This window comes from Variovorax sp. GrIS 2.14, assembly GCF_046115955.1.
Lineage (GTDB): Bacteria > Pseudomonadota > Gammaproteobacteria > Burkholderiales > Burkholderiaceae_C > Variovorax.
The window spans coordinates 18,720-36,645 of sequence record NZ_JBJXIA010000013.1; the positions used below are offsets into that span (position 1 = coordinate 18,720).

Consider the following 17,926-nt stretch of genomic DNA (forward strand, 5'->3'; position numbering starts at 1 on the left):
AACGACGGTGTTGTCCACAGCGTAGACCGCGCAGGTCACGTTGCGACCGGCGCATGCCTTGACATGCCCGATGAGTGCAGCTGAACTGGTGGCAGTGCCGTACTGGCCGTCTCTCGTGATCAGAAAGACGCGCGTCGACCACACGGCACGCGGTGACCAGTGCGGCGGGCGTAACGGCGACCGCACTGCCGATGGAGAACGCGCCCTTGCCACGGTCGGCCTTCACCGTCCACACAGCGGGCGAGACACGTTGAAAGATCGCCTTGGGTTCCAGCGCATTGGCATCGGATGCCAGCCCGCCCAAGGCGCACAGCAACAGCGTCGTTAGACTCCCGATCTTTCCAGAATTCATTCGCATTTCGCGACGCTCATGATCACCGTTCACCATCTCAACAACTCGCGCTCGCAACGCGTGCTCTGGCTGCTCGAAGAGCTCGCCCTGCCATACGAAGTCGTTCGCTACGAGCGCAACCCACAGACGATGCTGGCACCACCCGAGTTGCGCGCGGTGCATCCGCTTGGCAAATCGCCCGTCGTGACAACCGAGGACGGCTTGACGTTGGCAGAGTCCGGAGCGATTGTCGAGACGGTGATAGAGCGTTTTGGTGAAGGCCGATTGGCACCTGTCGCGGGAACGCCGGAAGCACTGCGTTATCGCTACTGGCTGCACTACGCAGAGGGTTCTGCCATGCCGCCGCTGCTGTTGAAATTGATCTTCGACAAAATCGAGAACGGCAAGATGCCTTTCTTCGTGAAGCCGATCGCCAAATCCATCGCTGCCAGGGCCAAGGCTGGCTTCATCACACCGAACATCAAGGCGCACCTCGACTTCATGGAAGGCGAGCTCGGCAAGAGCCGCTGGTTCGCTGGAGAGAACTTTACCGGTGCCGACATCCAGATGAGCTTCCCGGTCGAAGCGGCAAAAGCGCGCGGCGGCCTCAATGCGACTCGCCCCAAGCTCATGGCCTATCTCGAGCGCATCCATGCGCGCCCCGCTTACAAGCGCGCACTCGAACGCGGCGGCCCGTACGCCCTGCTGGGCTGAGCCGCTCGGTTACTCCGGCCAGATGTAGAGAAGCGCGACTGTCATCGTCACGTAGCGCGCAAATTTGCCAATGGCCATGTAGAACACACACGGCCAGAACGACAGCTTGAGCCAGCCGGCGACGGCGCAAAGCGGATCGCCGACCAGCGGCAGCCAACTCAAGAGGCACGCTTTGGGGCCGAGCTTTTCAAGCCACTTGAGCACGCGCGTGTGGTGCTTGGAATTCGAATACTTGTCGGCGACTTGGTGCGCGCCATAACCCATCCACCAGTCGACGGCGCCGCCCAAAGTGTTGCCAAGGGTCGCAACGCCGATGGCCGGCCAGAACATCGACGGGTTCAACTTGAGAAGGCCGAATAGAAACGGCTCGGACCCGACCGGCACCAGCGTGGCCGATACGAAAGCGGCGATGAAAAGCGTCGACAGCCCGTATTGCGGGAGCGCGAGCAGTGCGAGAAGAGAGTCGAGCCAGGCTTGCATGGTCGCGCAGTATAGGAAACGGTGCTTTGGGCACGTTGTGGGAAAAACGCGCGATCGGGCGGCCACCGATCAGGACGGCTGAAGACCGGGCGACCAACGCCGCGAACGGGCTCGCAAACCCGAGGCAAATATTCGTGCAAATCGTTTCAGTCACTGAAACGCGGCGTGGCTACAATCGTGCCTCATTTTTCAGCAGCCGACAGCACACCCGCTTCCACTTTCATGACACTGCAGATCGGCAACATCACGCTGGAAAACCGCCTGTTCGTCGCGCCCATGGCCGGCGTGACCGACAGGCCGTTTCGCATGCTGTGCCGACAACTCGGTGCCGGTTATGCAGTGAGCGAGATGGTCACTTCGCGAAGGGATCTGTGGGGCTCGCTCAAGACGTCGCGCCGTGCCGATCATGTGGGTGAGCCCGGTCCGATCTCGGTGCAGATCGCTGGCACCGATGCGGCAATGATGGCCGAAGCAGCGCAATACAACATCGATCGCGGCGCGCAGATCATCGATATCAATATGGGTTGCCCCGCCAAGAAGGTGTGCAACAAATGGGCGGGCTCCGCATTGATGCGCGACGAGCCGCTGGCGCTTCAAATCGTCGAAGCGGTGGTGGCTGCTGCAGCGCCGCATGGCGTGCCCGTCACGCTCAAGATGCGAACCGGTTGGAGCGACGATCGTCGCAACGCAGTGAAGCTGGCGCGTGATTTCGAAGCAGCCGGCGTGCAGATGCTGACAGTGCATGGCCGCACGCGCGAGCAGGGCTACAAGGGTGCCGCCGAGTACGACACCATCGCGGCAGTTAAGGCCGCGGTGCGTGTGCCCGTGGTTGCCAACGGCGACGTGACCAGTCCGGAGAAAGCACGCGACGTGCTGGCAGCAACCGGTGCCGATGCGGTGATGATCGGCCGCGCCGCGCAAGGCCGCCCATGGATCTTTCGCGAGATCGCGCACTTCCTGGAAACCGGAACGCACCTGGCGCCACCGCTCGTTGCCGAAGTACGGCGATTGCTGCTCGACCATCTTCAAGAGCACCATGGTTTGTACGGTGAGTACAGCGGTGTGCGCACCGCCCGCAAACACATCGGCTGGTACGTTCGGGGCCTGCCGGATGGCGAGGCGTTCCGGGCCCGCATGAATACGATCGAAGACAGCGCATTGCAACTGCGCGCGGTCGGCGAATATTTCGATGAGCTTGGTGTCCGCATGGACCGCATGCCGACGTACCGCCCCGACGAAGAGCAGACGGACGCAATGGGGACGATGGGGAACGAGGAAGCGGTCACCACCGCTGAATGAGAAGAGAAGCAGAGAACAAGCATGAGCAAAAAACACATTGAAGACTGCGTGCGCACCAGCCTCGACAGTTACTTTCGCGACCTGCGCGGCACCGAGCCCGACGGTATGTACGAGATGCTCGTGCGCGTGGTCGAAAAACCATTGCTCGACGTCGTCATGACGCGGGCCGAAGGCAACCAGTCGCGCGCCGCGCAGTGGCTCGGTCTCAATCGCAACACGCTGCGCAAGAAGCTGGTCGAACACAAGTTGCTCAAGTAAGTGCGTAAGCACACCGCAGCAGAAGAACAAAACACGAAGCAACAAAGCACCCCATGGCACTCACCGCACTGATCTCCGTTTCCGACAAGACCGGAATCCTCGAATTCGCCCAGGCGTTGCACGCGCTCGATATCAAGCTGCTCTCGACCGGCGGCACCGCCAAGCTTCTTGCCGATGCCGGCTTGCCGGTGACCGAAGTCGCCGACCACACGGGCTTTCCCGAGATGCTCGATGGCCGGGTCAAGACACTGCACCCCAAGATCCACGGGGGCCTGCTCGCGCGCCGCGATGTGCCGGCGCATGTGGCGGCCATCGACGCGCACGACATCGAGGCGATCGATTTGCTGGTGGTCAATCTCTACCCGTTCGAATCGACCGTCGCCAAGCCCGGCTGCACGCTGGAAGACGCGATCGAGAACATCGACATCGGCGGGCCGGCGATGGTGCGCAGCGCGGCCAAGAACTGGCAAGACGTCGGCGTGCTGACCGATGCCGCGCAGTACCCGCAGGCACTGGCCGAACTCAGGGCAGACGGCAAGCTGAGCGACAAGACCAGGTTCGCTTTCTCGGTGGCCGCCTTCAATCGCATCAGCCAGTACGACGGCGCGATCAGCGACTACCTCTCTGCCATCGACTTCGACGCCAGCATCGGCCAGCCCGCGCCGACGCGTGCGCTGTTCCCCGCGCAGACCAACGGCCGCTTCGTCAAGCTGCAGGATCTGCGTTACGGGGAGAACCCGCACCAGCAGGCCGCGTTCTATCGCGACCTGTTCCCGGCGCCGGGATCGCTGGTCAGCGCGAAGCAGTTGCAAGGCAAGGAGTTGAGCTACAACAACATCGCCGATGCCGATGCGGCCTGGGAATGCGTCAAGAGCTTCGACGTTCCTGCATGCGTGATCGTGAAGCACGCCAATCCGTGCGGCGTGGCGGTCGGCAAGGATGCGGCCGAGGCTTATGCAAAGGCGTTCAAGACCGATCCGACTTCGGCTTTCGGCGGCATCATCGCGTTCAATCGCCCAGTGGACGCAGCCACCGCGCAAGAAATCAACAAGCAGTTCGTCGAGGTGCTGATGGCGCCCGGCTACACGGCCGAAGCGCTCGCGGTGTTCCAGGCGACCAAGGCCAAGCTCAATGTGCGCGTGCTCGAGATCGCACTGCCGCCGGGTGGCGCGACCGATTGGGACAATGGGCGCAACGCGGTCGACGTCAAGCGCGTCGGCTCCGGCCTGCTGATGCAGACCGCCGACAACCGCGTGCTCGCCGCGAGCGAACTCAAGGTGGTCAGCAAGAAGCAGCCGAGCGCCGAGCAACTCGAAGACCTGCTGTTCGCATGGAAGGTCGCCAAGTTCGTCAAGAGCAACGCGATCGTGTTCTGTGCCGGTGGCATGACGATGGGCGTCGGCGCGGGCCAGATGAGCCGCCTCGACTCGGCACGCATCGCGAGCATCAAGGCCGAGCATGCAGGGCTGTCGTTGAAGAACACTGCGGTTGCGAGTGATGCCTTTTTCCCGTTCCGCGACGGGCTCGATGTTGTTGTCGATGCCGGTGCGAGCAGCGTCATTCAACCCGGTGGCTCGATGCGCGACCAGGAAGTGATCGATGCAGCCGACGAGCGCGGCGTGGTGATGGTGCTCAGCGGCGTGCGGCACTTTCGGCATTGAAGCGGCATTGAAGACTTGCGCCACTGGTCGGGGTGTCGAGTGCGGCCGATAGCCGGGCGATGGTGGGCGGCAGTTGCAGTTGCTGTTGTGGTGGCAGGCAGCGGGTCGGCGGTGTGGGCGCAGACAGCGGCGACGCCAACTTCTCCAGCGCCTGCAACGGCGACCACGATCGCGACCGCGTCAGTTCAAGGACAGGCGTTGGCCAACAAATCCGGCTGCCTGTCGTGCCACGGGCTGGTCCACACGCAGGTCGGCCCGGGCTTCGCGCAGGTCGCGGCGCGCTACCGCGACGATGCAGGCGCACCGGCGCATCTGGCCGCCAAGATTCGCAGCGGCGGCGTCGGTGTCTGGGGTCGCCTCATCATGCCGCGGCAACCGCAGGTGACCGAAGCCGATGCGGCGCTCCTCGCGAAATGGGTACTGTCGCAGCCGTCGCAGCCGTCGCAGCCGTGAGCAAGGCGGACATCGGCACCGTTGGCCGATGCACAGGATCCAGCGCTTAGCTGCAGCGGCTGGCGCGCTTACCGATTTGCCAGTGTCCTGAAGATCTCGCGCGCAGACGCGATGGTCGCTGCAATGTCTTCTTCGCTGTGCGCCGCGCTGACGAACCCGGCTTCATACAAAGCCGGTGCGATGTAGACGCCGCGGTCGAGCAGGCCGTGAAACAGCGCGTTGAATTTGGCGTTGTCGGTCGTCATCACCGTCGCGTAGTTTTGCGGCAGTGCATCCATCAAGAAGAAACCGAACATGCCGCCTTCGCTGTCGGCGTTGAAGGGCAGGCCCTCGGCCTTCGCAGCGGCGCGCAGGCCGTCGGTCAGCGAACGCGTCTTCCGGCCGAGCCCTTCGAAGAAGCCGGGCTTGGCCACTTCCTTGAGCGTCGCCAAACCGCATGCGGTGGCTACCGGGTTGCCCGACAGCGTGCCCGCCTGGTACACAGGGCCAAGCGGCGCCAGCTGCTCCATGATGGCGCGCGGCCCGCCGAATGCAGCCAGTGGCATACCGCCGCCGATCACTTTGCCCAGCACAGTGAGGTCGGGCGTGACGCCGAGCACGCCCTGCGCGCCATGCAGGCCAACGCGAAAACCCGTCATCACTTCGTCGAATACCAGCAGCGCGCCGTGCTGAGTGCAGAGCTCCCTGCAGCGCTTGGCGAACTCGGGCGTGGCGCGCACGAAGTTCATGTTGCCGGCGATCGCTTCGATCATCAGGCAAGCGAGTTCGTGGCCGTGGAGCGTGAAGGCTTCTTCAAGTTGCGCGATATTGTTGTATTCGAGAACCAGCGTGTGCTGCACGACTTCGGGCGGGACGCCGGCGGAAGTCGGATGCCCGAAGGTTGCGAGACCGGAGCCAGCCTTGACCAGCAACGCGTCGGCGTGGCCGTGATAACAGCCTTCGAACTTGATGATGTACTTGCGGCCGGTGGCACCGCGCGCTAGCCGCAGCGCACTCATCGCCGCTTCGGTGCCGGAGCTCACGAGGCGCACCATTTCCATCGACGGCACCAGCGCGAGGATGGCTTCAGCCAGTTCGATTTCGCGCTCGGTCGGTGCGCCATAGGAGAAGCCGTCGAGCATGGCCTTTTGCACCGCTTCGACCACTGCAGGATGGCCGTGTCCAAGGATCATCGGCCCCCACGAGCCGATGTAGTCGACATAGCGCTTGTCGTTGGCGTCCCAGAAGTAAGCGCCTTGCGCGCGCTTGACGAAGCGCGGCGTGCCGCCCACGGCCTTGAATGCGCGGACCGGCGAATTGACGCCGCCGGGGATGACGGCGCGAGCGCGCTCGAAGAGGGTTTCGTTGAGGTCGGTAGCCATGTCGGTGCTTTTCAGTGCGAGAGATCAGTGTCGGGTGTCATGCGGAGGCAGGCCAAAATCGGAAGCGGCTCCGATTTCGGGAGGGTCATCGTCGAGATCTTCTTCATCTTCTTCTTGCGCCCAGAAGAGGCGGTCGGGAATCACGTGCCCCATGCCCGGCCTGAAGCCTGCGTCGAGACAGCGATCCATATAACTCAGCGCTTCGCCGGTAGCTGCGACCAGGTCGGTACCGCTGGCGAGCAGTGCCGCGAGCGCAGCCGACAGCGTGTCGCCAGCACCGGAGAACACGGCTTCGAGCCGCTCGTATTTCTCGCTCGCGAGCACCGATTGCGGTGACGCCAGCACGTTGTCGATGTGCTGGTCGGGCAGCATGATGCCGGTCACCAGCGTGTAGGGCACGCCGAACTCGCCCGCGGCCTTGGCGATGTCGCGCGCTCCGGGTGGCCGGTCGCCGGACCAGTCGGGTAACAGCCAGCGCCACAGGGTGCTGTGGTTTCCGACCAGAACCGTCGTCTGCGGCAACAGCAGTTCGCGGAAAGCGTCGAGGTACGGCTCGATGAGGTTCTCGTCCCACCACGACAGGTTGGGCATGTACGCCACCAGTGGTACCTCGGGATAGTCGGTCGCGGTTTCGGCAACTGTGCTCAGGATCTCCGGCGTGCCGACGAAGCCGACCTTGATCAATTGCACTTCGACGTCCTCCAGGATGGCGCGCGTTTGTTCGGCAACGGCTTCTTCATCGAACGGAAAGTGATCGAAGATTTCGGCGGTGTCGCGTGCGTAGGCGCCTGTTACGACCGGCAACATGTGGGCGCCGACGGAGGCCATGGCGAGTGCATCGCCGCCCAATCCACCGGCGCCGCTGGGGTCGCTCGCATTAAAAACCAGCACGCAGGGAGGATCCAGGCCTTCGACCTCTAGCCCCTCGTCTTCTTCGGTTGTTGGGGGGTCGTTAAGATCACCCGGAAGGCGGGCGTTCTCGGGCGGTAGTAAGTAAGTTGTCATACGCCGTTTGGTGTCACGCGATGGTGGCATATGTGAGACGTTGGTCACGTGTAATCGTGATACGCCTAGATACAATCGTTGCATTCTATGTACAGGGACTTTAAGCTGCGATGAATACGAAAACCTGGATGTGCCTGATTTGCGGGTGGATCTATGACGAAGCGGTGGGAGTACCAGAAGATGGTATTGCGCCAGGTACGGCGTGGGCAGAGGTTCCAATGAATTGGACTTGCCCTGAGTGCGGGGCGCGCAAGGAAGACTTCGAAATGGTTGAGATGTGAAGCATGGCATAGGGTCGTGCTTCCTGCGCTGAAAAGTCGGCGCAGTCGTCTTCCCGGTGTGGGTGCAACGAGGAGTGCGAATGAGCACGAGCGGGTCCGGTTACAAGGTGCTGGTCATCGATGACAGCAACACCATTCGGCGCAGTGCCGAGATCTTCCTGAAGCAAGGTGGTCATGAAGTGCTGCTCGCCGAAGATGGCTTCGATGCACTCTCGAAGATCAACGACCACAAGCCGCACCTCATCTTTTGCGACATTCTGATGCCGCGTCTCGACGGCTACCAGACCTGCGCCATCATCAAGCGCAACGCGCATTTTTCAAACGTCCCTGTCGTGATGCTGTCTTCCAAAGACGGCGTCTTCGACAAGGCGCGCGGCCGCATGGTCGGCTCGCAGGACTATCTCACCAAGCCGTTCACCAAAGACCAGTTGCTGCAAGCCGTGCAGCAGTTCGGTCTGGTTCAACAGGAAGCACCTTAATGCCGATTCACAAAGTGCTGGTCGTCGACGACTCCAAGACGGAGTTGCTGTTTTTGACCGACCTGCTCCAGAAGAATGGGTTCGCCGTCAAAACCGCAGAGAACGCGGACGACGCGATGCGCCGCCTCGAAGAAGAACAGCCCGACCTCATCCTGATGGACGTCGTGATGCCCGGTCAAAACGGCTTTCAGCTGACTCGCGCCATCGCGCGCAATCCGCAATACGCATCCGTGCCCATCATTCTGTGCACCAGCAAGAACCAGGAAACGGACCGCGTCTGGGGCATGCGCCAGGGCGCTCGCGACTACATCGTGAAGCCGGTCAACGCGGCCGAACTGATGGCAAAGATCAGCGCGCTGGCCTGATCGTCCCGACGAGTCCATGGCCAACCGCGACGCCCTGCGCGCTTTCCAGTCCCGACTTGCCAGTCGTCTGCAGGCAGCGCGCACATCGGGTGTGTCTGCCTCCTGGCTCGCAGTCGAAGCAGGCGACCGCAAGTACCTGTTTCCCCTCTCCCATGCTGGCGAGATATTTCCTTGGACGCCACCGCAAGCAGTGCCCTATACCGAGCCGTGGTTCCTCGGCGTCGCCAACTTGCGCGGCGGCCTGTACGGCGTGGTGCAGTTGTCGAGTTTTGCATCGGGCGTTGCGACGCCGCTGGCCGCTACCGAATCAGCCCGTGCGCAGTCGCGCATGGTGGCCTTGAACGAGTTGCTCGAAGTCAATTGCGCACTGCTGGTCGATCGCCTGATCGGGCTGCGTGGCGTTGAAGCATTTACCGCTGCCGAGCTGCCGGGGCCTGATGCGCCGGCGTGGCTCGGGCATGCCTACACAGACGTTGCAGGAGAGCGCTGGCAGGAAGTCAACCTGCAGGCGCTGTCGCAGCAACCCCAGTTTTTGAGCATCGGCGCCTGAGGGCGTCGACCAGACAACAACCTGAAGGACCGACCGTGAGTTCGATCGCCGACAAGTTCAAGAAGTTTCTACCTTTGCGGGAAGACGGCGTGACCGTTCACGCCAGCAACGCCGCGGCCATGTCGCTCGAGCACACCGAAACGGTTCAGCCGCCGGAAGAACGAACGGTGCTGTTGCGCCGTGAGTCCGCGAACGAGGCGGCTGCGGTGCCTGCACACGCGCCCGAACCTCCGGATACCGTTGTGTCTCCGGATGGTCACGCCGACTTTGCGCCCAGCCGTAATTTCGACGATGTGCCTGAGCCCCTGGCGGCATCGGCGGGCAGTGGCACCGTTGCGCCGTTGGCGACACGCGGTGGGCTGCAACGCCAACAGCGCGTGCTGGCCGGCGTGCTGGCGGCGGTCGTGTTGCTGCTGCTTCTCGTGGCGGGTTCCGCCATTCTTCGCGCAGAGCGTTTGGCACAACAGGTGGCTTCGACTGGTCAGGCGCTGATGCAATCGCAGCGTCTGGCCAAGTCGGTTTCGCAGGCGCTGGTGGGCAACGTGCCGGCCTTCACCGAAGTGAAGGAAAGTTCGGACGATCTGGCGCGTCGCGCACAAGGCCTGACGGCCGGTGACGACTCGCTCAAGCTCGAGCGTGTCGGTTCTCAGTACGACGCGGAACTTGAAAAAATCAATCCGCTGGTCGATCGTGCCGACAAGAGCGCCAAAGCCGTGCTGGCGCAGCAGCAGATCCTGACGCAGGTCGGTGCCGCGCTTCGCAACATCAACCGCCAGTCGTCCGATTTGCTTGAAATGACCGAGACGGTGGCGTCGCTCAAGATGCAGCAGAACGCGACCGTGCCGGAGATCTCTGCTGCCGGTCAGCTGGTCATGCTGACGCAGCGGATCGGCAAGTCTGCCAATGAATTTCTGACGGTCGAAGGCGTGAGCCCCGATGCGGTGTTCCTGCTTGGCAAAGACCTGAACACCTTCCAGGAAATTACGCGCGGCCTGCTCGACGGCAATGCGCAGCAACGCTTGCCCGGCTCGCGCGATGCGCAGACCCGCCAGCAACTCGAAGCCATCCTGAAGACGTATGAGCAGACGCGCGGCCAGGCCGGTGCCATTCTCGGAAACCTGCAGGGCCTGGTGGCGGCGCGCGAAGCGCAATCAATGATCTTGACCGACAGCGAACCGCTGCGCCTCGCGCTCGGCGATCTGCAAGACAAGCTGTCGCAACGCACCGGCCTGGGCGCCGGCACCCTGGTGATGCTGTTCGTGCTGGCGCTGGCGGCACTGCTGCTTGCTGGCGCGATCGGTTTCGTTCAAGTGAGAGAAGGGCGCGAACGTGCAGCTTTGGCCGAGAACGAACGGGTCGAGGCCGAGCGCATGCGCGAAGACGCGAGCCGCGTGAACACCGCCAACCAGGCGGCAATTTTGCGGCTCATGAACGAGCTGCAAACGGTGGCCGAGGGCGACTTGACGCAAGAAGCCACGGTGACCGAGGACATCACCGGCGCCATCGCCGATTCGGTGAACTACACGGTGGAAGAACTGCGTTTGCTGGTGGGCAACGTGCAGAACACGGCGACCCGCGTGGCCGCAACGACGTCGCAAGTGGAAAGCACATCGACCGAGCTGCTGGCAGCTTCGACCGAGCAGCTGCGCGAGATTCGCGAGACCGGGCAGTCGGTGCTGACGATGGCCGAGCGAATCAACGGCGTGTCGGCACAGGCGCAAGAGTCGGCCACGGTGGCGCGGCAGTCGCTGCAGGCCGCATCGTCCGGCTTGCAGGCGGTGCAGAACGCCATCGGCGGTATGAACTCGATTCGCGACCAGATCCAGGAAACGTCCAAGCGCATCAAGCGGCTCGGCGAATCGTCGCAAGAGATCGGTGAAATCACCGAGCTGATTTCCGATATTACCGAGCAGACCAACGTGCTGGCACTCAACGCGGCCATTCAGGCGGCATCGGCCGGTGAAGCCGGCCGCGGCTTCTCGGTAGTGGCCGAAGAAGTGCAGCGGCTGGCCGAGCGGTCGGCCGATGCGACGCGTCAGATCTCGGCGCTGGTGAAGGCGATTCAAACCGACACCCAGGATGCCGTAGGCGCCATGGAGCGCTCCACGCAGGGTGTGGTCGAAGGCGCCAAGTTGTCCGACAACGCCGGCACCGCACTGTCGGAGATCGACCGCGTGTCGCGTCGCCTTGCCGAGCTCATCGAGCAGATCTCCCAATCGGCATCGCGCGAGGCCGATTCTGCCAACGTGGTGGCTGCCAACATTCAGCACATTTTTGCGGTGACCGAGCAAACCGGCGAAGGCACGCGCACCACCGCGCAACAGGTGCGCGAGCTGTCGCACATGGCTGAAGAACTTCGCCAGTCGGTGTCGCGTTTCAAGATCGCTTAAGCCGTTCGACGTCCGACGCCCGTTAAAAAAATACACGCCGAGAAAACATCGTGTCGACCCTAAGCCCCGCCACCGCTCATGTCGCCGGCAACGCGCCGGCCACCGAAGACCTTGGACCGCTGGCCTGGGTCTTGGGTGAAATCCAGAAATCGATCGACGGCGTCAGCAAATCGCTGCGCCGTTTCTCGCGCGAATCGGGCACGGTGCCCGAGCTCGATGCCGGGCCGCTGCGGCTCGCGCGTCAGCAACTGCATCAAGCCGTGGGCGCGTTGCAGATGGTCGGTCATGCCGCGCCGGCGCTGGTGCTGGGCGCGATGGAGTTCGCCGTGCAGAGCTTCGTCGCGGAGCCGATGCGCTGCAACGAAGCCGCGGTACAAAAAATCGACAAGGCCGGTTTTGCTGTCACCGACTTTCTGAGTGCCATGTTGTCGGGCAAGACGGTGTCGCCGATCGCGCTGTTTCCGCAGTATCGCGACGTGCTCGAATTGGTGGGCAATGAACGTGTTCATCCGGCCGACCTCTGGAGCCTGCCGTTTCGCTGGGTCGACATCGAGGCATCTGACCGGCAGCCCACGCTGGTTTACGACCCGGCGGTGCGATCCAAGCTCGACCGCGAAGTGCTCAAGGTCGTCAAGACCGGCGACGACGCTGCTGCGCGTCGCTTGAGTGCGCTGTGCCTCGGGCTCGCGCGCGGCGCCACCATTTCTCGCGTTCGAAGTTTCTGGACGTTGGCCGCCGCATTCTTCGAATCGCTTTCCCTGGCCTTGATGCCCGCCGATGTGTACGTCAAGCGCGCCGCCTCGCGTGTGCTGCTGCAGTACGCCACGCTCGCCCGTGGTGACAACACCGTGTCGGACCGACTCGGGCAAGACCTGCTGTTCTTCTGTGGACAGGCCGTGCCCACCGCCCGCGACGAAGCCCTGACCTTGCGCGCCGTGCGTGCGGCCTGGGGCCTCGAAGCCGAGCAACACGTCGACTACACCGTCGAACAGTTCGGTCGTTTTGATCCGCTGGTGTTGGTGCAGGCGCGCAAACGCATCGAGGCCGCCAAGGAAATGTGGTCGGCCCTGTCGGGTGGCGACATGACCCGCATGCGGCAGGTGGCAGACACCTTCGCGCAGTTGGGAGAGTCGCTCGGCAAGCTGCATCCGCCCAGTGCACCGATGGTGCAGGCGCTGAACAACGCAGTCGAAGATTCGCTCCGCGCCGGGCAGCCACCGGCCACCGAACTCGCCATGGAAGTCGCGACCTCGGTGCTGTACCTGGAAGCGGCTTTCGAAGACCTCGACCCGCATGATCGGCAACTGACCGCGCGCACTGTGCAGCTCGCGGGTCGCATCGACCGTGCTCGTGAAGGCGGCCATTCGGAGCCGCTCGAACCGTGGATGGAAGAACTCTACCGACGCGTGAGCGATCGGCAGACCATGGGCACCGTGGTCGATGAGTTGCGCTCCCATTTGAGCGAGCTTGAGAAATCGCTCGACCAGTTTTTCCGTCGGCCGGGCGACAAGAGTTCGTTGCGCACCGTGCCGAGCCAGCTGCTGCAAATGCGCGGTGTCTTCTCGGTGCTCGGGCTCGACCAGGCTGCGCAAACCGTGCAGCGCATGCGGGACAACGTCGACAACCTGATGGCCCGCGATTCGACCATCGAAGAATCGTCGGCCGAAGAGACGCGCAGCTTCGATTCGCTCGGCAACAACCTTGGCGCGCTCGGTTTTCTGATCGACATGCTGGGCTACCAGCCGGCGCTGGCAAAGCGTTTGTTCGTGTTCGACGCGGCAACCGGCGAGCTGAAGCCGTTGATGGGCCGGCAAGGGACCGACTCGGTGCCCGAAGCGCTGGTGCCGGTGTCGATCGCGCCTGCTGCTGCGCCCGTGTTGCACGACGTTTCGTCGCATTCGCCAGCGCCCTCTGTAACGCTTCCTGCAGCGCCGGTCGCCGCCAAAGCCGCGTACGACGCCAAGCTCAGCGTGGAAGAAGTGGACGCACAAATTGCGGCCAAACTGGCTGCACTCGCAGCGCCGAGCCGCAAGAAAGTTTCCCCGCTCGAAGAGTTCAGCCGCGCCACCGACAGCTGGACCTCGAAGATCACCGGACCGGCGCCGCTCGAACATTCGATGCCCGACACCGAGGTCACCGAGCTCGAAGAAGAAGACCTGCAAAACATCTTTCTGGACGAGGCGCGCGAAGTGCTGCACAACGGGCTGGCCGCGGTGTCTGCATTGCGCCGCGACGCGGCCGAAGGCGGAGAACTGACCGTGCTGCGCCGTGCGTTCCATACGCTCAAGGGCAGCTCGCGCATGGTCGGGTTGATGGACTTCGGTGAAGCCGCGTGGGCCTTCGAGCAGGTGCTGAACACCTGGCTCGCAGACCAGCGCGCCGAAACGCCGGAATTGATCGAAGGCACCGGCAGGGCGCTGCAGGATTTCGCGAAGTGGGTCGAGGCCGTTGCCTCCGGCGAACCGCACAACTGGCAAGCTGTTCCTTTCCGGACAATGGCCGAGGCGCTGCGGTCGGGCGAGCCGATCGCGGCAATGCCGACGCGTGCGGCCGACGCCGATGCGCTGGCTATTGCGGCGCGACAGATCGCTGCCGAGCCGCCGGCTGCAGCGACAGCAACGCCGAGCGAGCCCGACGCATTGATGCCGGAATTGCCGGATCTCGACTTCCTCACAACGGCCTACGACGCGCCGCCGGAGTTCGATTTCTCGAAGCCTGCGTCTGCCGAGGAAGCTGGCAAAGAAGCCAAGGACGCCGCCGAAGATCGTCCTGCTGCACCGCGGCTCGACCACTCCGACGACGACTTCGCATCGACCGACTTTCTCGATTTCGACGCCAAGCCGACGCAGTTCGATCCGGCGCCAGAGCGCGATCGCGATCGCGTTGCCGACCCGGCTTTCCTCCTCGGCAACGACGAGATCGATTTCTTCGCGACCGCTCAGTCGCCGTTGGAGCCGAGCCGCGAAACGACGGCTTTCTCGGCACCCCGCGAGTTCGGCGAATCATCGACAGCGGAATTCGAGCGCGGCGTCGAACCCGTGTTCAGTCCATTGCTGTCCGGGCCGTCCGACGAGCCGTTGCTCAAGTCGGCCGGCGAGCCCTCCATGGCGCTGCCAGTCGAGCCGGTCGTCCAGCCCGTGGCGAAGGTCGAAGCGCCGGAGGTGCTGCCTGAGATCGTGCCGCCTTCCGTCTATATCGATGCGGCCAATGCCTCGGGCGCCGACGATGCGGTCAAGGCGATCGGCCCGCTGCGCATCGGCATCGCGCTCTACAACGTCTATCTGAACGAAGCCGACGAATGGTCCCGCCAGCTCGCCAACCAGGTTGGCGAGTGGGCGATGGAGCCGCACACGCAAGTGGCCGACTCGACCATCGGATTGGCGCATTCGCTCGCGGGCAGTTCGGCCACCGTCGGCTTTCAGAGCCTGTCCGGCATGGCTCGCCTGTTCGAAGCGGCGTTGCAGCATCTGCACATGCAAGGCAGCGGCACCGAGGCACAAGGCGCGGTGCTGGTCGCTGCGGCCGAAGAGCTCCGGCGCCTGCTCCATCAATTCGCTGCTGGCTTCCTGAAAGAGCCTGCCGATGAAACCGTCAAGGCCCTGCGCGAAGTGGCTGAGTCGCTGATGCCGGTAGAGCCTGTGGAGGCCAGGGTCGAACAGGTCTTCGCTCCCGCAGAGCACGCCGATCGCCCCTCCGGCTTCTCGGCCTCGACCGAAGCCGACTCAGCAGCCCATGTGCCCAACGTCGCGATGGAGGATTCGGAAGACGCGATCGATCTGGCGGACGCGGTCGATGTCGACCTGTTCCCCATCTTCGAAGAAGAGGCGGCAGAGCTTCTTCCGCAACTCGGCACCGCGCTGCGCGAATGGGCTCAGCGGCCCGAAGACACGGCGCCGCGGGCGTCGGTGCTGCGCACGCTGCATACCCTGAAGGGCAGCGCGCGCCTGGCTGGCGCCATGCGCCTGGGCGAGCGCGCGCACCGCATGGAATCGGAGATCGAGTACGTCGGCAGCGCTGGCGCCGATACCGCATCGGTCGAGCGTTTGCTGGGTCGCTTCGACGGTCTGCAAGCTACTTTCGATGCCCTGCGCGCGGACGATGCGGCAACGCAGGCGGAGATCGCACAGAAGGCCGCGACCGCTGCGGCGATGCCGCTGGTCAGCGCTGCCAAGCCCGCCGAGCCATTGCCGAACGCGGCTGACGAAGCCGGCGCGGATCTGTTCTCCGAAGGAATCGACACGGTCGATGCGGTCGATACGGTCGATGCGGTCGATACGGTCGATACGGTCGAAACGCCTGCGCTCGCCAAAACCAAGGCTGCACTGCCTACGCCGTCTGCGCTGGTGCCGTTGCGCGCCTCGTCGACCCAGCAGGTTCGCATCCGCACGCAACTGCTCGATCGTCTGGTCGCGCAGGCCGGCGAGGTCATCATCACGCGCTCGCGGCTGGAAGCCGAGCTGGGCCAGTTGCGCAGTTCGCTCGGCGACCTGACCGGCAACCTGGACCGCTTGCGTCAGCAGTTGCGTGACATCGAAGTGCAGGCCGAAAGCCAGATGCAGTCTCGCTTGGCCCAGGCCAAGGATTCGCAACAGGGCTTCGATCCGCTCGAGTTCGACCGCTTCACCCGCGTGCAGGAACTGACCCGCATGATGGCCGAGTCGGTCAACGACGTGGCCACGGTGCAGCGCACGCTGCAGAAAACCGTGCAGGCGACGGAAGACGACTTGAGCGCGCAGGCACGGCAAACCCGCGAGCTGCAACGCGGACTCTTGCGCACGCGCATGGTCGAGTTCGAGGGTCTGTCAGACCGCCTTTATCGCGTGGTGCGGCAGGCCTCCAAAGACACCGGCAAGCAGGTGCGCCTCGACATCACCGGTGGCACGATCGAGATGGACCGCGGCGTACTTGAACGGATGACGCCGGCGTTCGAACATTTGCTGCGCAACTGCGTGGCCCACGGCATCGAAGACGCTGCCGTGCGAGAGAAGGCCGGCAAGGATGCCAGCGGCCTGATCCTCATCGACCTGCAGCATGAAGGCAACGACGTGTCGGTCACCTTCAAGGACGATGGTGCGGGCCTCGACCACGAGCGCATCACCGCTCGCGCCCTCGCACTCGGCCTGATAGAGGAAGGCCAACAGCTTTCGGTGGACCAAGCGTCCGAGATGATTTTCAAGGCCGGTTTCTCCACGGCCGATCAGGTGTCGGAACTGGCGGGCCGGGGCATCGGCATGGACGTGGTTCGCGCGAATGTCGCCGCGCTCGGCGGTCGCATCGAAACGCGCACCGCGACGGGCACCGGCACGAGCTTCAAGCTGGTGCTGCCGCTCACCACCGCGGTGACGCACGTGGTGATGATGCGGGCCGGCGCGGTGTCGATCGGCGTGCCGTCGAGCCTGGTCGAACTGGTGCAGCGCGTGGGTGGTTCCGACGTCGAGTCGGCCTACCTGACGCAGAGCTACCCGTTCGGCAGCGAGCAGGTACCGTTCTACTGGGCGGGTGCGTTGTTGCAATCGTCGGCACGCAGCGAGCGGGCACCGGGCAAACACAACACCATCGTCATCGTGCGAAGCGCGGCGCAACGCGTGGCGCTGCATGTGGACGAAGTGCTGGGCAACCAGGAAGTCGTGGTCAAGAACCTTGGCCCGCAACTCTCGCGGTTGCCGGGCATGGCGGGCATCTCGGTGCTGACATCGGGCGCGGTCGCGCTGCTCTACAACCCGGTCGCGCTGGCGGCGGTGCATGGCGAGCTGGCACGGCAGTTGCAGGCTGCGGGTGGCGTCGGTGCGGAAGGAGCCCGTGTGGCGGGCTCGGCCGAAGGCGGTACGGCGCAGGTCGTCATGTTGCCGCAAGCACCCGCGCAAGTGCCTTTGGTGCTGGTGGTCGACGACTCGATCACCGTGCGCCGCGTGACGCAGCGCCTGCTGCAACGCGAAGGCTATCGGGTCGCGCTGGCGGCCGATGGTCTGCAGGCACTCGAACGATTGCAACAGGAGCGGCCCTCGGTCGTGCTGTCGGACATCGAGATGCCGCGAATGGACGGTTTCGACCTGGCGCGCAACATTCGCGCCGACGAGTCGCTGGCCGACCTGCCGATCATCATGATCACCTCGCGCATCGCAGAGAAGCACCGCGACCACGCCCGCACACTGGGCGTGAACCACTACCTCGGCAAGCCCTACTCGGAAGACGAGTTGCTGCGACTGGTGCGCAGCTACACCAGCGAGCCTGCGCTGGCGGCCCCCGCCTGAACCGTACTAAAGCGCAGCCAGCCCGGTCCTCACCAGATCGATCTGGCG

14 protein-coding genes are annotated in these 17,926 nt (G+C 63.9%); 11 read left to right on the forward strand and 3 right to left on the reverse strand.

Annotated elements, in window-relative coordinates; all coding sequences use genetic code 11:
* Positions 1-370: 370 nt before the first annotated feature.
* On the forward strand, positions 371-1,045 hold the full coding sequence (locus RCH10_RS19435) for a glutathione S-transferase (protein WP_409053669.1): 675 nt from the start codon (positions 371-373) through the stop codon (positions 1,043-1,045).
* A 9-nt stretch (positions 1,046-1,054) separates the two neighbouring features.
* Here the strand turns inward: RCH10_RS19435 and RCH10_RS19440 are convergent, their stop codons facing one another.
* Positions 1,055-1,525, reverse strand: coding sequence for a YqaA family protein (locus tag RCH10_RS19440; RefSeq protein WP_409053670.1), 471 nt, complete (start codon positions 1,523-1,525; stop codon positions 1,055-1,057).
* A 222-nt stretch (positions 1,526-1,747) separates the two neighbouring features.
* On the opposite strand from RCH10_RS19440, the gene dusB reads away from it, so the two are divergent.
* The 4 genes from dusB (at position 1,748) to RCH10_RS19460 (ending at position 5,196) form a co-directional block, all read left to right on the forward strand.
* Positions 1,748-2,824, forward strand: a complete 1,077-nt coding sequence (dusB, locus tag RCH10_RS19445) for a tRNA dihydrouridine synthase DusB (protein WP_409053671.1) — start codon at positions 1,748-1,750, stop codon at positions 2,822-2,824.
* A gap of 21 nt (positions 2,825-2,845) precedes the next feature.
* On the forward strand, positions 2,846-3,082 hold the full coding sequence (locus RCH10_RS19450; RefSeq protein ID WP_187053082.1) for a Fis family transcriptional regulator: 237 nt from the start codon (positions 2,846-2,848) through the stop codon (positions 3,080-3,082).
* Between the two features lie 53 nt (positions 3,083-3,135).
* Positions 3,136-4,743, forward strand: a complete 1,608-nt coding sequence (gene purH / locus RCH10_RS19455) for a bifunctional phosphoribosylaminoimidazolecarboxamide formyltransferase/IMP cyclohydrolase (RefSeq protein ID WP_409053672.1) — start codon at positions 3,136-3,138, stop codon at positions 4,741-4,743.
* A 198-nt stretch (positions 4,744-4,941) separates the two neighbouring features.
* Complete coding sequence (locus tag RCH10_RS19460) at positions 4,942-5,196, forward strand: c-type cytochrome (protein WP_409053673.1); 255 nt, start codon at positions 4,942-4,944, stop codon at positions 5,194-5,196.
* Positions 5,197-5,264: 68 nt separating this feature from the next.
* Here RCH10_RS19460 and hemL read toward each other — a convergent pair whose 3' ends face one another.
* The gene (hemL, locus tag RCH10_RS19465) at positions 5,265-6,557 is read right to left on the reverse strand and encodes a glutamate-1-semialdehyde 2,1-aminomutase (RefSeq protein ID WP_409053674.1); all 1,293 of its coding nucleotides are present in this window, start codon (positions 6,555-6,557) and stop codon (positions 5,265-5,267) included.
* Between the two features lie 24 nt (positions 6,558-6,581).
* Positions 6,582-7,562, reverse strand: a complete 981-nt coding sequence (locus tag RCH10_RS19470; protein ID WP_409053675.1) for a hydroxymethylpyrimidine/phosphomethylpyrimidine kinase — start codon at positions 7,560-7,562, stop codon at positions 6,582-6,584.
* 110 nt (positions 7,563-7,672) lie between these two features.
* Here RCH10_RS19470 and RCH10_RS19475 point away from each other — a divergent pair, with 110 nt between their 5' ends.
* From RCH10_RS19475 to RCH10_RS19500, 6 genes are all read left to right on the forward strand, one after another.
* Positions 7,673-7,843: a rubredoxin gene (locus RCH10_RS19475; RefSeq protein WP_187053077.1), complete on the forward strand. Its 171-nt coding sequence runs from the start codon at positions 7,673-7,675 to the stop codon at positions 7,841-7,843.
* Between the two features lie 80 nt (positions 7,844-7,923).
* Positions 7,924-8,322: a PleD family two-component system response regulator gene (locus tag RCH10_RS19480; protein WP_187053076.1), complete on the forward strand. Its 399-nt coding sequence runs from the start codon at positions 7,924-7,926 to the stop codon at positions 8,320-8,322.
* The gene (locus RCH10_RS19485; RefSeq protein ID WP_187053075.1) at positions 8,322-8,687 is read left to right on the forward strand and encodes a response regulator transcription factor; all 366 of its coding nucleotides are present in this window, start codon (positions 8,322-8,324) and stop codon (positions 8,685-8,687) included. The genes RCH10_RS19480 and RCH10_RS19485 overlap by 1 nt, the downstream gene beginning before the upstream one ends.
* 16 nt (positions 8,688-8,703) lie before the next feature.
* The gene (locus RCH10_RS19490; RefSeq protein ID WP_187053074.1) at positions 8,704-9,237 is read left to right on the forward strand and encodes a chemotaxis protein CheW; all 534 of its coding nucleotides are present in this window, start codon (positions 8,704-8,706) and stop codon (positions 9,235-9,237) included.
* Positions 9,238-9,272: 35 nt separating this feature from the next.
* Complete coding sequence (locus RCH10_RS19495) at positions 9,273-11,627, forward strand: methyl-accepting chemotaxis protein (RefSeq protein WP_409053676.1); 2,355 nt, start codon at positions 9,273-9,275, stop codon at positions 11,625-11,627.
* Between the two features lie 50 nt (positions 11,628-11,677).
* Entirely contained in the window at positions 11,678-17,878 is a 6,201-nt protein-coding gene (locus RCH10_RS19500; protein WP_409053677.1) for an Hpt domain-containing protein, read from the forward strand.
* The last annotated feature ends 48 nt before the right edge of the window (positions 17,879-17,926 follow it).